The 14,357-nt window shown below is 46.1% G+C and carries 14 protein-coding genes; 10 read left to right on the forward strand and 4 right to left on the reverse strand.

The genetic code is table 11. From position 1 onward, the window contains the following. The first annotated feature begins 40 nt into the window (after window positions 1-40). The gene (locus HER31_RS06005) at window positions 41-982 is read left to right on the forward strand and encodes a L,D-transpeptidase family protein (protein WP_238786898.1); all 942 of its coding nucleotides are present in this window, start codon (window positions 41-43) and stop codon (window positions 980-982) included. A gap of 157 nt (window positions 983-1,139) precedes the next feature. Here HER31_RS06005 and HER31_RS06010 read toward each other — a convergent pair whose 3' ends face one another. The 4 genes from HER31_RS06010 to HER31_RS06025 all read right to left on the reverse strand — a co-directional run bounded on the left by HER31_RS06010 (window position 1,140) and on the right by HER31_RS06025 (window position 3,612). Further along, window positions 1,140-1,403, reverse strand: coding sequence for an Lpp/OprI family alanine-zipper lipoprotein (locus HER31_RS06010; protein WP_168659716.1), 264 nt, complete (start codon window positions 1,401-1,403; stop codon window positions 1,140-1,142). A gap of 237 nt (window positions 1,404-1,640) precedes the next feature. Further along, the gene (trhA, locus tag HER31_RS06015) at window positions 1,641-2,279 is read right to left on the reverse strand and encodes a PAQR family membrane homeostasis protein TrhA (RefSeq protein WP_168659717.1); all 639 of its coding nucleotides are present in this window, start codon (window positions 2,277-2,279) and stop codon (window positions 1,641-1,643) included. Between the two features lie 62 nt (window positions 2,280-2,341). Next, window positions 2,342-2,860: a GNAT family N-acetyltransferase gene (locus HER31_RS06020; protein WP_168659718.1), complete on the reverse strand. Its 519-nt coding sequence runs from the start codon at window positions 2,858-2,860 to the stop codon at window positions 2,342-2,344. 32 nt (window positions 2,861-2,892) lie between these two features. After that, window positions 2,893-3,612, reverse strand: coding sequence for a metallophosphoesterase (locus tag HER31_RS06025; RefSeq protein ID WP_168659719.1), 720 nt, complete (start codon window positions 3,610-3,612; stop codon window positions 2,893-2,895). A 170-nt stretch (window positions 3,613-3,782) separates the two neighbouring features. Here HER31_RS06025 and HER31_RS06030 point away from each other — a divergent pair, with 170 nt between their 5' ends. The 9 genes from HER31_RS06030 to HER31_RS06070 all read left to right on the forward strand — a co-directional run bounded on the left by HER31_RS06030 (window position 3,783) and on the right by HER31_RS06070 (window position 14,352). Next, window positions 3,783-5,081 carry an alkaline phosphatase gene (locus HER31_RS06030; protein WP_168659720.1) on the forward strand — a complete coding sequence of 433 codons (1,299 nt, stop codon included), beginning with the start codon at window positions 3,783-3,785 and terminating at the stop codon, window positions 5,079-5,081. Between the two features lie 406 nt (window positions 5,082-5,487). Beyond that, window positions 5,488-7,608, forward strand: a complete 2,121-nt coding sequence (gene nrdD, locus HER31_RS06035; protein ID WP_168659721.1) for an anaerobic ribonucleoside-triphosphate reductase — start codon at window positions 5,488-5,490, stop codon at window positions 7,606-7,608. A gap of 57 nt (window positions 7,609-7,665) precedes the next feature. Continuing rightward, window positions 7,666-8,139, forward strand: coding sequence for an anaerobic ribonucleoside-triphosphate reductase-activating protein (nrdG, locus tag HER31_RS06040; protein WP_168659722.1), 474 nt, complete (start codon window positions 7,666-7,668; stop codon window positions 8,137-8,139). Window positions 8,140-8,657: 518 nt separating this feature from the next. Continuing rightward, complete coding sequence (locus HER31_RS06045; RefSeq protein WP_168659723.1) at window positions 8,658-9,146, forward strand: hypothetical protein; 489 nt, start codon at window positions 8,658-8,660, stop codon at window positions 9,144-9,146. Window positions 9,147-9,273: 127 nt separating this feature from the next. Then, a complete protein-coding gene (locus HER31_RS06050; RefSeq protein ID WP_168659724.1) occupies window positions 9,274-9,726 on the forward strand; it encodes a hypothetical protein in 453 nt (150 codons plus the stop codon). After that, window positions 9,723-10,469 carry a hypothetical protein gene (locus HER31_RS06055; RefSeq protein ID WP_168659725.1) on the forward strand — a complete coding sequence of 249 codons (747 nt, stop codon included), beginning with the start codon at window positions 9,723-9,725 and terminating at the stop codon, window positions 10,467-10,469. The genes HER31_RS06050 and HER31_RS06055 overlap by 4 nt, the downstream gene beginning before the upstream one ends. A gap of 119 nt (window positions 10,470-10,588) precedes the next feature. Then, window positions 10,589-11,194, forward strand: a complete 606-nt coding sequence (locus tag HER31_RS06060) for an AlbA family DNA-binding domain-containing protein (protein ID WP_168659726.1) — start codon at window positions 10,589-10,591, stop codon at window positions 11,192-11,194. Between the two features lie 129 nt (window positions 11,195-11,323). Continuing rightward, window positions 11,324-12,055: a hypothetical protein gene (locus HER31_RS06065; protein ID WP_168659727.1), complete on the forward strand. Its 732-nt coding sequence runs from the start codon at window positions 11,324-11,326 to the stop codon at window positions 12,053-12,055. A gap of 287 nt (window positions 12,056-12,342) precedes the next feature. Continuing rightward, window positions 12,343-14,352: a hypothetical protein gene (locus HER31_RS06070; RefSeq protein ID WP_168659728.1), complete on the forward strand. Its 2,010-nt coding sequence runs from the start codon at window positions 12,343-12,345 to the stop codon at window positions 14,350-14,352. Window positions 14,353-14,357: the final 5 nt, after the last annotated feature.

The raw sequence follows: 14,357 nt of genomic DNA on the forward strand, positions 1-14,357 counted from the left end.
GTTTTGTAAGTGAAAATCGGCATCCCCGCAGGAGAATGGTATGCTAATGCTAATAACCAGTTTACGGAGTATGGGTGTGGTTCGAGCTGTATTTAAAGTGATGGCCTTAGCGGTGAGTCTGGCATTGCCAGCACACGCTGCGATCTATTCATTGCCTCAGGGTGAGAGCCGCTTAATTGGATTTCCGATGGAGCACCGAGTTGAGGAAGGGCAAACGCTGGATCAGATAGCTCAGCTTTATAATATGGGGTTCCTCGCTCTGGCCTCAGCTAACCCCGAAGTTGACCCACTGTTACCTACTCCTGGCACCATTATCAAGCTGCCTTCGCAGATGCTGTTGCCAGACGTTCCTCGTAAAGGCGTTGTGGTTAACTTAGCTGAATTACGATTGTACTACTTTGACAACGCCAACCAACGGGTGCATGTATTCCCTATCGGTATTGGTGTTGTTGGCCGAGAAACCCCAGTGGTGTCGACGCGCATCAGTCAGAAGCGCAAAAATCCAACCTGGACCCCAACCGCAACCACCCGTAAAAAGTGGATTGAGGAAAATGGTGAAGCGCTGCCCCGTGTGGTTCCTGCTGGGCCCGATAACCCACTTGGTCACCGCGCGTTGCGATTAGGCTTTGGTAATGGCGAATACCTAATCCACGGCACTAACCAAGAGTTTGGTATCGGCATGCGGGTAAGTGCTGGTTGTATGCGGTTACGCTACGACGACATTGAAACGCTGTTCGATATGGTTCGAGTTGGTGAGCCGGTACGGATCATTAACGATGCGGTTAAGGTTGCCAATGAGCCTGACGGTTGGTTGATTGAGGTGCACGAACCATTATCAGACTTGGTTGAGCTGGGGCGCGATGAGAAGGAGCTAACCATTCCGCTAAGTGTTGAAAAGCAATTAGCAGTGGCAATGCCAGATCCGGTTCGATTAGCGCAAGCGATTGCCGATAAAAGCGGTGTGCCAAGCCGACTCCGTTAGAAATTGTGGTCGTTATACGTCTTGCCGTTACAAAGCTTGACCGTTACAAACCTTGACGGCGTGGCCGCTAGGATCAAAAAGGGCGATGATTACGTGAAGTAGTCATCGCCCTCTAAATTTGTTGCTAAGGCTTAATTGCGTTAGCAACAGGCTCTAGTTACTTTTTACGGTAGTCAGAAGCCATTGCGTCGATACGGCTGTTTGCACGAGCTGCTTCGTCTTGTGCGTCCATAGCTGCGCTCTTAGTAGCCTTGATATCAGCGGCCAGAGAATCCTGTTGACCACTTAGAGAACCAACTTGAGTAGACAAAGAGTCAACTTTGTTGCTCAGTGCAGAAACTTGAGCTTCCAAATCAGCAGTGTTAGCACAACCAAACAGCATGGTGCTCATGGCCAAGCCGGCCAGCAATTTAACTTTCATGTCATCTCCTTAAAGCGGTGAACAGTTCACCAAAACAAATCCTGTTTCAATTTTAGTGCGACATTAACATCTTTGGGTGGTTATTAATGCGCTCCGCAAAGATTGGCATATCAGCTTGCGCTTTGCGAGAAAAATGTTTGGTTTTGGTAAGTTACGATCAGTTTTCAGTTAGATTTGTAATCAAACCGACCACTTTTAGTCTCATAAACTAGTTACATAAGCGGTTTTACTAAGCAATTAGGGGATGAGAAATATCGAAACTGCAACACAGTGGCAACTTGCTCCGGCCAACACAAAGAGGTGCCAAATAGCATGAAAATAGGGTTGGGTTTTGACCGCGTAGAAAATCGTGCCGATGCTGTAACAGATTCCACCGATCACCAATAACTTGAAAGCACCGCTGGGAAGTACCTCCATCAGTTGCCAAATCACCAATAAGCTCGACCATCCCATCGCCAGATAGGTTGCCAGCGCCAACTTCTTGTAGCGATCGACAAACAGTGCCTTGAACAAAACCCCAGCAATGGCCAGCGCCCAAATAACCCCAAGTAACAAGTACGCGGCGGGATCAGCAAGACCAATAAACATAAATGGAGTATAGCTGCCGGCAATTAATAGATAGATGGCGCAGTGGTCAATGCGCTTGAGCACCGCTTTTGCCTTGGGCGTGGTAATGCTGTGGTAAAGGGTAGAGCTAAGGAACATCAATACCAAGGTAGCACCGTAGATACTGATGGCGGCAATCTCTGCGCCACTTAATACTGGGATCCCCTTGGCCAGCATTAAGGTGAGTCCGACGATGGCGGCAGCCACGCCGAGTCCATGAGTAACGGCATTAGCGATCTCTTCACCAATGCTGTAGTTGGCTGTAGTCATCTGTTTGGTAGTCTCATCTATTTTTTGCTTATGCTAGCGATTTGTTATTGGGCGTACAAGTGTTAGCTGAGATTTTGGTAATCAACTTTGGTTATGCCATAGATCACAACCTCAATGCCTTTTACCGTTGCCTTGCGCCAAAAGCGCAAACCAAGCTTCAGCGCGACCTGTTTCGAAGCGATGTTATCTGGGTGAATAATGCTAATAACTTGCTGTCGATTGGGATCGGCAAAGGCCCATTGCAGCGCGGCTCGGGCGCCTTCGCTAGCAAGCCCCTGCCGTTGGTGGTTGGAACAGATGGTCCAACCCAATTCGAAATCCGGCCAGCCCTCCGGCTCTAAGCAACCAATACGGCCAATAAACTCGCCGCTGTGCTTTAGCTCAACCGCCCAGTGGCCAAACCCCTTTAGCTGCCAGTGGCCAACCAGCATCGCCATATGGCGCCACGAGTCTTCGCGGCAGAGCACATTGCCACCTAGATAACGCATGATCTTTTCGTCGCCACAGAGTCGGGCGTAGGGTTCAAAGTCGTCGTTACGCCACTGCCGCAGAATCAGTCGCTCGGTTTCGAGTTCAATCATGGTTACCTTGGTAAAGACAAGAGCAGATGCTGTTAACGCAACAGCATATGGACAATTTGATGAGCAGATAAAATGGTAATGGTGCCTTTGGGGTAGCCTGCACCAGTATCGAGCCAAACCCGATTGCCGTGGCCACGAAAAATAGGGTGGGGGGTGTGGCCCATAATCAGCGCATCAACGCCAGTAATGGGGTCGGGGTAATTACCGTTATTGATCGCTCTTAGCGTGGCCCGCGACCACAAACAACTGGCAAGTTGTTGCTCGGTTATATTGTTACCAGACTGAACAAAGGCGTCCCAGTGGTTAAATGGGAAGTCAGCGTGAACCACGCCAAAGGTGAGTTGTTGCTGCTCAACGTAGATCTCCATGCCAATAGGCAGGCTGTTAAGTGGCGCCCGGTAGCGGTTTGATAACTGCTGTTGCTCGGCGCTGCTCAGTTGTTCAAACCACTTGCCGCCAGAGCTAAACCACAGCTCTTTGGCTGCTTCAGTGCCGTTTAGTGCCTCGAGCATCATCGCTTCGTGGTTGCCTTTAACTGCATGAAACCAAGGCTTCTCCAAAAACTCTAAACAGCGAGCGCTGTCTTTGCCGCGATCAACCAGATCGCCAACACTATAGAGTTGGTCGCCTTGCTCCGGTTTAAAGCCCACCTTAGCGAGAGATTGAGTCAGTTGGTGATACTCACCATGAATGTCACCAACAAAATAGGCAGTACCGTGACAATGGTGCTTGGTTACATGTTGGCAGCTCATAACTTAAGGCTATACCATTGCAACGGATTACAAAGGGGGATCGTGGTGTCACGCTTTAGAATAGGCACTATAACGGTTCTCCATTACCAATAGTCAGTTACAGTTTAGTTGATCTTTAGCAATACAATTTAGTGACTTAGCAATTAGTTTTGATGCGAAAAGGAGTTTTAATGAAGCGATTTGTGTGTGTGGTGGCACTCCCATTGGCGTTGGCTGTCCCGGCACAAGCGCAGTCTCAGCCAACGGCAAAGAACGTTATCTATATGATAGGTGACGGCATGGGACCAGCGTATTTAAGTGCGTATCGTTATTATCTCGCTGGTAAGCCCGGCAATGCCGTTGCCCCAACGATCTTCGATCAATTGCTGGTTGGCGCGGCCAGCACCTATCCAGACGACGACACCTGGGTAACTGATTCAGCGGCATCCGCTACGGCGCTTGCCTCTGGGGTTAAGTCTTATAATGGTGCCATCGGCTTAGATACCGACAAACAGCCGCTACCAAGCATTCTTGCTAACAGTAAACGCGCTGGTAAAACCATCGGTGTTGTGTCGACATCGCAAATCAACCACGCTACTCCGGCCAGCTTTGTTGCGCACGTAGCCTCACGTAAGTCATATGAGGTGATAGCCAACCAGATGACCAACGCCATGACCGCAGCAACACCAGAGCTTGATTTGATGTTTGGTGGCGGCTTGTCGTACTTCAGCCAACAGCAATTAGAAACCATGAACCGCGCGGGTGTGGCGCTGGCGACCAACTGGCAACAGCTGGATGAAATAGAGAAACTGCCCGCCGCTGCGTTATTGGCGCCGGTGGCACTTCCGTATGCCATCGACAGCGATCGCGACCAACGTTTAGCCACCATGACCTTCACCGCGCTGAGCTTGGCCGAATCTAACCCTAAAGGTTTTAGCTTGTTGATTGAGGGTAGCCTTATCGATTGGTGTGGCCACGGTAACGACATCGCCTGTGCCATGAAAGAGATGGAAGACTTTGCCGCCGCGGTAACCGTGGCTAAAGATTATGTTGATGAACACCCAGATACGCTGCTGGTGGTTACCGCCGACCACTCTACCGGCGGGCTAACCCTTGGCGCCGACGGCGAGTACCAATGGCTGCCATTAGAGGTGAAGCGGGTGCATGCCTCAACCGAGACCATCGCCAACGCCTTGTTGCACACCACGGCAGAGCATTATGCACAGGAGTGGTCTAAATACGTCGACTTTGAGTTAACCAATGCCGAGTTAACCGAACTGGCGCTGCTTGCTAATGAGAACATGTACACCGTTGCCGCCAAGATTGGCCAAATGTTGTCGGTGCGCAGTTTTACCGGCTGGACAACCACCGGCCATACCGCAGTGGACGTGCCAGTAATGGCATACGGTGTTGGCGCCGAGCAGTTTACTGGCTACCAAGACAACACCGACATTCCTAAAAAGATCATCAATATTCTTGCTATTGATTGAATCTATCGATCCTTAAATGGCTTCTTTTTGCCCTAATTGGAAGCCATTTAACCACTGACACTAGTTCAGTTTTTACTGATATAAACACACCGTTTTTTTACGCTGAAATTATGTTTTTTTTTGAGATCAAGCTTGATCTTTCTAAGCAGTGATCTCGCCCAAATAACCCGATGTTAGTCCGTGTTTGTTCATGCGGATTCGGCTCAAACTGGGCTATAGTCCGCTCGAACTTAAAAGCCTTCCCGCTCGCATATCAGCAAACTAAATGTGACGTCAATCTACATTTAATTGATTTGGATCTAAGTTCTTTGTCGCCATTTCTATATTTTAAATCACTAGATGTAGTGCCGAGGGGATCTCGGCTGTTGATATGTAGTGTTTTCACCATGATTGTCAGGAGTAGTCAATGAAACCAGTTGTGATCAAGCGAGATGGAACACGCTTGCCGTTCGATAGTGCCCGAATTACTCAAGCAGTAATGCGCGCCGCTAAGGCGAACCAATGTGAAGATCAGGTTTACGCGGTGCAAGTTGCGTCTGCAGTAACCGAACAACTGGCAGTGCATGAACACGTAGATATTGACCTTATTCAAGACGCGGTAGAATTCCAATTAATGGAAGGCCCGCACAAAGAACTGGCGCGTGCTTACATTGAATACCGTCACGACCGTGATGTGGCTCGTGAGAAGTCGAGTCGCTTGAATCGTGAGATCCAAGGCTTGGTGGAGCAGAGCAACAATGACCTGCTCAACGAGAACGCCAATAAAGACGCCAAGGTAATTCCAACCCAGCGGGATCTGCTGGCGGGCATTGTGGCCAAGCACTACGCCTGTCGTCATATTCTGCCGCGGGAAGTCGTGCAGGCCCATGAACGCGGTGAGATCCACTATCACGATCTCGACTACGCGCCGTTCTTCCCAATGTTCAACTGCATGTTGATCGATCTTAACGGCATGCTAACCGGCGGCTTTAAGATGGGTAACGCTGAGATTGATACCCCAAAATCAATCTCAACCGCGACCGCCGTAACCGCACAGATCATCGCCCAAGTGGCGTCGCACATCTACGGTGGCACCACCATCAACCGTATTGATGAGATTCTTGCGCCGTACGTTAAGGCCAGCTACGACAAGCACTTTGCAACGGCGCAAGAGTGGAGCATTCCTGACCCACAAGGCTTTGCTACCTCACGCACTGAGAAAGAGTGTTACGACGCCTTCCAATCGCTCGAGTACGAAGTAAACACCCTCCATACTGCCAATGGCCAAACTCCATTTGTAACCTTTGGCTTTGGTTTAGGTACCACTTGGGAAGCACGATTGATCCAATCCTCAATCTTGAAAAACCGCATTGCCGGTTTGGGTAAGAACCGTAAAACCGCAGTGTTCCCGAAACTGGTGTTTGCCATTAAAGATGGCTTAAACCTACGCCCGGTTGACCCAAGCTACGACATCAAGCAACTGGCGCTTGAGTGTGCCACCAAGCGAATGTACCCAGATATCCTCAACTACGACAAAGTAGTAGAGGTTACTGGCTCGTTTAAGAACCCAATGGGTTGTCGTTCGTTCTTAGGCGCCCACGAAGAAAATGGCGCCTTGATCCACGACGGTCGCAACAACCTTGGTGTGGTATCGCTTAACTTGCCGCGCATTGCGATTGAGGCCGAAGGGGACAGCGAGCGCTTCTACCAGATCTTAGATCAACGCCTGCTACTGAGCCGCAAGGCACTAATGACCCGCATCGAACGGTTGGAAGGGGTGAAAGCTAAAGTAGCGCCAATCCTGTACCAAGAGGGTGCCTGTGGTGTGCGCTTGAAGCCAGATGACGACATTTCAGTAATCTTTAAAGATGGCCGCTCGTCAATCTCGCTAGGCTACATCGGCCTGCATGAAACCATTAACGCCCTCTACGGCGATAACGAGCATGTGTACGACAGTGAACAGCTGCGTGCCAAGGCGATTGAGGTAGTTAGCTACCTGCGCGCTGCGGTTGACCAGTGGAAGAGCGAAACCGGTTACGGCTTTAGCCTCTACAGCACCCCAAGTGAAAACCTCTGTACCCGTTTTTGTAAGATCGACGCCAAAGCATTTGGTGTGGTTGATGGAGTAACCGACAAAGGTTACTACACCAACAGCTTCCACCTAGATGTGGAAAAGAAGGTTAACCCGTACGACAAGATCGATTTCGAAATGCCGTACCCAGAGATCACCAGCGGTGGCTTCATCTCTTACGGCGAATACCCGAACATGCAGAACAACGTGGAAGCGTTGGAAGATGTGTGGAACTACGCCTACGAACGTGTTCCGTACTACGGCACCAATACACCAATCGACGAATGCTACGATTGTGGCCATACCGGTGAGTTTGAGTGCACCAGTAAGGGTTTTGTTTGCCCTAACTGTGGCAACAGCGACTCAACCCGCGTGTCGGTAACCCGTCGAGTTTGTGGTTACCTTGGCAGCCCAGATGCTCGCCCGTTTAACGAAGGCAAGCAGGAAGAGGTTAAGCGTCGGGTTAAGCACCTGTAATTGGTTTAAACCAGTGCCCACATGTTGGTGTGGGCGCTGTGGTTCGTGTGAGGCTGTATGAATTACCATAATTACTATCCTGTTGATGTTGTTAATGGCCCAGGAACGCGCTGCACCCTGTTTGTTGCCGGTTGCGTCCATCAGTGTCGCGGTTGCTATAACCAATCGACCCTTAACCCAGACTCTGGCCACCATTTCACCCAAGCGCTTGCTGATAAAATCATCAGCGATCTAACCGATCCGCGCATTAAACGCCGTGGTTTATCGTTATCCGGTGGCGACCCTCTGCACCCAAGCAACGTCGACGAGATCTTAGCGTTGGTTCAGCGGGTACGCGCCGAAGCACCGGGCAAAGATATTTGGCTATGGAGTGGCTACACCTTAGCGGAGCTTAACCCAACCCAGCGGCAGGTAATTGAGCTGGTAGACGTTATGGTGGACGGTAAGTTTGACCAAGAGTTGAAGGATCTGTCGCTGAAGTGGCGCGGTAGCAGCAATCAAGTTGTGCACCAATTGCGTAAGAGTGCGTAATACCGGCTAGAACAGCGGTATATTTTCGTAGGGCTGTGTCGCCACTGTGCTGCTGAGGTTGGGGTTATGCGAGCGGCGCTAAAATTACTGCGCTTTAATTGAGTTATGGCGCGGTGGCGACGGCACATTCTTGTATGCATTAGGGGGGAGCTCCGTCCCTTTGCAATCGCCCTTTGCCTTAGGTCGCCGTCCAAAACGCTGCGCTGGACAGCTGCAATGCGGCGGAAGATCAAAAGCGGCAGTGCTTTAACGCTATTAGCACCAATAACAGCAACTAAGTGCTGAGCCATGGTAAGGGGCGTTAGCAAAAAACGGCTAGGCATGGTTTCAACAGCGGCGGGCATTCTATCACGCATAAAAAGTACTAGGGTGATAGTCAAACTGCGAAAATGAATTTGATATTAATCGGTAAAGTTAGCTAGCCGTGGCTTTATAACATTGGCAAACAATGCCTCAAGCATGGTGGCTAACTAAGCCTCAGGCATTATAAGAACGCTGTTAGGTAAATAGGAGTATCAGTGTTAACTTTTATAACAATTTTCACAATAATTACAGGGACAGCATCCCTATTGGGCTTTATCTATATATTTTGGGGGTTGAATGAGCAATATAAAACAACCTGTAAATACATATTTTCCTTAGCATTTATTTGGTCTGCTTACATTCTGTTTTTTCCAAGTTCGATAGTAGAAAATGTAGCTGGAAATATTTCTTTTTATCAATCACCTACAATTGAAAATCCAAGTAAAAATCTAATCATCCAAAGAGGTGAGTTTTCAGTATCTGAAAACGAACCGGTAGCTATTGAGTTTCCATTTCCATTTAAGGAGGCCCCGAAGGTTGAAATTATTAACACTAATGCACATAAAGAAAACTTTATACCTAATATAAAAAAAATAACTGCACACCAAGTTGTTTTTCAAAGTAGTTCGTATGGTGGTTTCGCGTTGTATCGGACATATAAGTGGGTCGCACGCGGAATTCCATTAGAATCTGCTAATAAGTAAATTTACCTAACAAGAGCATAAAGAGTGACGTCCAACGCTTGGCTGACGCTCATTCTTCGCTAATTATAGCCAAGCATTGTCCGCACCTTATGCGGGCGTTAGGCCCTTCTCATAATTCGGAGTGCAAATGGGAATCACTAAAAAGGAAATTACTGTAAATCATATCAAAGCTAAAACTGATGGAATTACTTTATTACCAATAAACTATAGGGAGGAAGAAGACTATAAGTATCAGTCCACTTCATTATCATTTTTCAAATATGCGAAAGATAAAACAGAAATAACCTTTTATACTGATCCAGAAATTTTATATGAGCAAAGGTCTGTAGAATGGTTTGGCCCAGTGATTTTAATTACTTCATCACTCATTTCACAGAACCCAGAAATAGTTTCTATAACCTGTGGTGTAATTTCAAACTACCTAACTGACTTTTTTAAAGGGCAGAAAAATCCAGAGGTATCTTTGAAAGTTGTCTATAGAGAGACTGAAAAAGAAAAAATAACAGAAATTGAATACCAAGGTAGTGGTGAAGATCTTTCCAAGCTTCAAGAAGCTATTTTGGAAGTTGCTAAAAAATGACCAGCGATAAAATTAGTTTTGAAGAGATCAAAGAGATTTATGATAACTTCATAGATTCATGTGCTAAATTCTGTTTTTTTACTCGTTCCATAGAGAAACAGAAAGAAAAATCAAATGAATGCGTACAGTATATAAACTTGATAAAGTCATATAAATTTCAAGTGATTGAAAGAAACGCTGAATATCAAGCAAATCATTTCTTTCACATGCAGTGCATGATGAATGCAATGAAATCCACATTGGATATGTGGGTAAAGATCAAAGAAGATGAGTTTGAAAAAGCATGGTGTTTACTAATTGATGCCCAAGAGTACGTTGAAGTTGCCCTAAAGGTCGCTGACTACGAAGGCATTCGGAATTTTGAGTCCAAGCTAGCCTCTATAGAACATTCAATCTTTCCAGATTGGACTTTATATAATAGTCCAGGTCATACAGAAACTATTGGCAAATGTTCTATATGCCATAAAAATTTTGCATTATGCGATCACATAGAAAACCAAATTTATTTGGGTAAGCTATGTCAAAGAGTTGATATAAAAATAATTGAAGCAAACCATGTCGCATTGGTAAAGAACCCAAAAGATAGAAGGTGTATTATCACTAAGATTACTGATGATGAGGGTAAAACCTTCGATTATTTCACATGGAATGAATCTGACAAACAATTATCAGGTAATCCAAAACCTGATGAAATGATGATTAGTTCAATAATAATGTCATTCAGAACATTAGATTTTAGCTAAGCCTGTGCGCTAGCCTAACAAGTAAATCTAGGTGACGCCTACGGCGCACCTGATTTAGGCGTTATACGAATCTGGTAGATTTGCGTTCAATTCAAAAATTAAGTTTAAATGGAGTTTTAGTGCTTAACGAAATCGACACATCAATTCAAGATTGGGCTCTAAATTTCATTAGTTCCTCTAATAATAAGGATCAATTAATCTTATCAGCATCAATAACGCCTTTAGGCTTGTCTAAATATATATCTAGCTTAGCTAATAATAGTGGTGGGTATATATTGGTTGGGGTATCTTCAAAAGATGGATATGGCTCAGGCTTCGAAAATGTTGATAACAATTTGATTAATAATTCTCTAAAGCTCCTTAAAGGAGTTGATCCTCAGATTAGCCAGTATAAAGAACGCTTACAAAATATTTATTTATTAAAAATAGAAAATAGTGACTCATTAGCATTTGCAGATGACAGTCCATACATTTTGAAAAATGGTAAACCGGCAATAATTTCTGAAAGACAAATTATTGAAAAATTAGGCTTAGGTGTCGATTCCTCTTTAATAAATATGATTTCAGAGCAAATCACAAAGCAATCTGTAAAAGTCGATGAGTTGAGAGAGGAATTAAAAGAAAAAAGCAAATTAAAAAATCAGGTGTCAGGTTTATTAGTTGGTGGTGTTAGTGGCTGGTTTTTAACTACGCTATTAAATATATTTTTTGGTATTAGTGATTGAGCTTAATTCGTATAACAAGTAACTCAAAAGGACACATAACAGTTGGCTTTTACTCCTTCTTCGCCTATTTTAAACAGCTATTTTGCCTCTTGTTGAGGTGTTAATCTTTTCAACCAAATCATAAATTCAATGAAGATAAAACTAGAACAAATATTTGATTTTCTTAAGGCCAATAGAGAGTTTAACCTTCGTTTACAGGAGCAATTCTTTCTTCCGGTATTGAGTGTTAATGGCAGTGTTAACCCTAAGGTTGTTAACCTGTTGTACCATGTAGCGAATACGCAAAGTCAGCCTAAAATCGACCCGTTGGCTGAGTTTTACCGCAGTGTGTACCGCAATCTTGATAAGACTGAGGGTTTTGCCAGCTTTGTTGGGTTAGTAACTGGCAAGGAAAGTCTGTTATTTAATGACCTTTATTGCGGCTTACGGGAGCAAAGAGGCTGGGGTAAAAAGACGGCGGCGCTATTTACCAAAGTGGTCTACCAAGCTCATAACAGGTTGAGTGCAAACTGTGCATTTTGGGCTGATACTCCTAGCCAAATATCGGCGCAAGATGAGATATGGTTACCCGTTGATGCGGTGATTATTCATATATTTGAGCAGCTGGGCATGCATAAACCCAACTTCGATAAGATTAATAAACTGTTAAAGCAGCACTATGTTGGTAACGAGCTTGAGGTGTGGGATGACTTGTGGTTTTGGGGTTTTATCACGCAAAAGGGCACGGGCAACACTCGGCAAATGCAATGGAACGAAAATAAGTATTGGTCGTTAACTCACACTGATAAAAATCCAATGGTTATTAGCACCATTAAACAAAAATCGTCTGAGTTCATCGGTTTAATTGAACAGAAGATATAACATCGCCTTTTAAAGTGGTTGTTAACGCCACTACTTTTAGTTTTGGGTGAGTTTACTTGCTACACAACAGACATCAAAGACTCGATAGCAAACACAGAATAATGATTACCTTTGTATCGTCACCAGGCGAGATATACCGAATGTATTTACGAATTTGGTGATCGTTGTCTCATCTCGTTCAGCTGCAAGAAACTGTGCACTTTCATACAGGGAATTCCAATAGTCGCCTTTCTTACACTTTATCTGAATAGCAAAGCAGTACCTAAAGCTGCAGATAAAAGGGATATATGATGAATTTTAATAAAGTTGCATTAACTATCGCACTAGCACTGAGTGTGGCTGCCTGCGGCAGTGATAACGACGGTGATAGTGTGCAGGCTCCGGTTGTTGAACCACCGGTTCAGGAAAAGCCGGACTATATCGATGTCGCTGTGTCTCCGCAGGCACCAATGGATGGCACCGTCCAGGTCCGCCTAGGTGCCTACCAAGACAACATTACGTCTTGGCTGCATGAGAACCCAGGTATAGGCGATCCGGATAAGGGAAATGGCAAAACCTCAATCAAAAATGCAGCTGATGCAGGTGTCGTCAATCAGAACTGGCCAGAGGGTCATGCTTTTAATGTAGAGATCGCTGATGTCGATCGCGTGTTACGTGAAAACCCAGACGGCCTCGGCGCGGGTAGTTACCGTCCGGATATCTTTATTGAGGGGCGATACTCGGTATTTGACGTGCTGCGCTATCTAGCGGTTACTCGCGATGATTTGGAGTTAACGATAGTTAAAGACCACAACGAGTCAGGGCTAGGTACGCCCCTGTACACCGTTTCGTGGGACCAAAACGGTGATGGCCAATTCGATGCTGATGAAGTTGACAATGAGAACTGGCACTTCAGATTGTTTGCTATGGGTGATGAGTTCACCAGGGCAATTTCTAACAGTCAAGGATTCCACGCTGGTGGTGAGCTGAACTACATGCGAATGGACGAAATGTGGGCCAACCCTAACACCCGCTATAACCTACAACCATTTAGCGAATACATGACCGCTCGACGCCACTGGGTACAGAAAACGCAGGTTGAACGTCAAAAGGAACGAGGCTTTGTGCTTCAGCAATTTGAGGCTGACTCTCCAGTTATTGACCAGAATGCAACAGAGTTGGCGCCTGATGGCCGAACCCAGAAGATAACCGTCAAACTACATGACGTCCCGGTAACGGCGAATAACCATCGCCCTGATATCTTCCAACCTGGTGTTATTACTGGTATGGATATTTTTGTTGCAGCGGGTAAAGAGTCAGAAGCGCAGGGTTACGGCGACTTCTCTTATACCTTTTGGAACGTTCTTCATACTGGCGCAGAGGTAGGAAACTACGCAGTTACCCAATTCTTGGGGATACGAAATAAAGGTTTGCGAGGCTGGCTAACCTATTACGTAGAAGGCGAAGATTACCAAACCGCAGCTGAAACCAACCGCGATGTATTTTTTGAGCCGAGCTGTAATTGGAACGCCAACGGTGAACCTGTTGCTGCCGACAGCAGCGATAAGATCCCTAAAGAGGCATGCTTTGAAGAGTGGAGTGGTACTTTCGGCGGTACCTTGATCCACATTATGTCCGATATTGCCGTGCATAATTATTTGCCAGAGAACGCAGTCGTTCGTTATGGCAACCAATATGCTTCTTGGAATCCAGACATCGAGAGCCGCCAATACGACGCAGATTACACAAGTGTCACAGAGACGCTGCAGTATGACTACTCTGTGGCCAAAGATGGTAGTGATGTAAGAACTTTACGTGCATTCAAAGCCGCTGATGTGACCTCTGGAAGCAACGCTCCGCTATTAAACGAAGCGCATTTTGGTTGGAATATAGCTGACTGTACGCTGTGTCACAACGAAGAAAAACAGCCTCTAGGACACGGTGGTCATAACTGGCCGACCCCATACGCTGATGGTTTTGACAATACTCAACCAGCTTACTGCGCAAGTTGTCACGGTACTAACGGTGCGCCAGTTGGCCATGGTGAATTGGATACCTGTTTCTGGTGTCATGATGGTGACCTCGAAGGCAAACAACACGGTGAAGCCTCACTTAAGCATCAAGTGACTGGTGATGATATTCGTGCAAACGACCTTGATCGCTACGGTAATATACCGAATTATCAGGGTTATCCATCTGATGCCCTAGGTAATTACAAAAAATATGAGTCTGTCACTACCTCGGGTAACAGTAATTACCACCTCGGGCAAACATTCCCAGACCCATTTTCTTGTCTAAGTTGCCATCCCAACGACTAAACGAT

The organism is Ferrimonas lipolytica (assembly GCF_012295575.1).
Taxonomy (GTDB): Bacteria; Pseudomonadota; Gammaproteobacteria; order Enterobacterales; family Shewanellaceae; genus Ferrimonas; species Ferrimonas lipolytica.

Coding starts and splice junctions, on each gene's coding strand:
- HER31_RS06005 (WP_238786898.1), top strand. CDS start 41: ATGCTAATGCTAATAACCAGTTTACGGAGTATGGGTGTGGTTCGAGCT.
- HER31_RS06010 (WP_168659716.1), bottom strand. CDS start 1,403: ATGAAAGTTAAATTGCTGGCCGGCTTGGCCATGAGCACCATGCTGTTT.
- trhA (WP_168659717.1), bottom strand. CDS start 2,279: ATGACTACAGCCAACTACAGCATTGGTGAAGAGATCGCTAATGCCGTT.
- HER31_RS06020 (WP_168659718.1), bottom strand. CDS start 2,860: ATGATTGAACTCGAAACCGAGCGACTGATTCTGCGGCAGTGGCGTAAC.
- HER31_RS06025 (WP_168659719.1), bottom strand. CDS start 3,612: ATGAGCTGCCAACATGTAACCAAGCACCATTGTCACGGTACTGCCTAT.
- HER31_RS06030 (WP_168659720.1), top strand. CDS start 3,783: ATGAAGCGATTTGTGTGTGTGGTGGCACTCCCATTGGCGTTGGCTGTC.
- nrdD (WP_168659721.1), top strand. CDS start 5,488: ATGAAACCAGTTGTGATCAAGCGAGATGGAACACGCTTGCCGTTCGAT.
- nrdG (WP_168659722.1), top strand. CDS start 7,666: ATGAATTACCATAATTACTATCCTGTTGATGTTGTTAATGGCCCAGGA.
- HER31_RS06050 (WP_168659724.1), top strand. CDS start 9,274: ATGGGAATCACTAAAAAGGAAATTACTGTAAATCATATCAAAGCTAAA.
- HER31_RS06055 (WP_168659725.1), top strand. CDS start 9,723: ATGACCAGCGATAAAATTAGTTTTGAAGAGATCAAAGAGATTTATGAT.
- HER31_RS06065 (WP_168659727.1), top strand. CDS start 11,324: ATGAAGATAAAACTAGAACAAATATTTGATTTTCTTAAGGCCAATAGA.
- HER31_RS06070 (WP_168659728.1), top strand. CDS start 12,343: ATGATGAATTTTAATAAAGTTGCATTAACTATCGCACTAGCACTGAGT.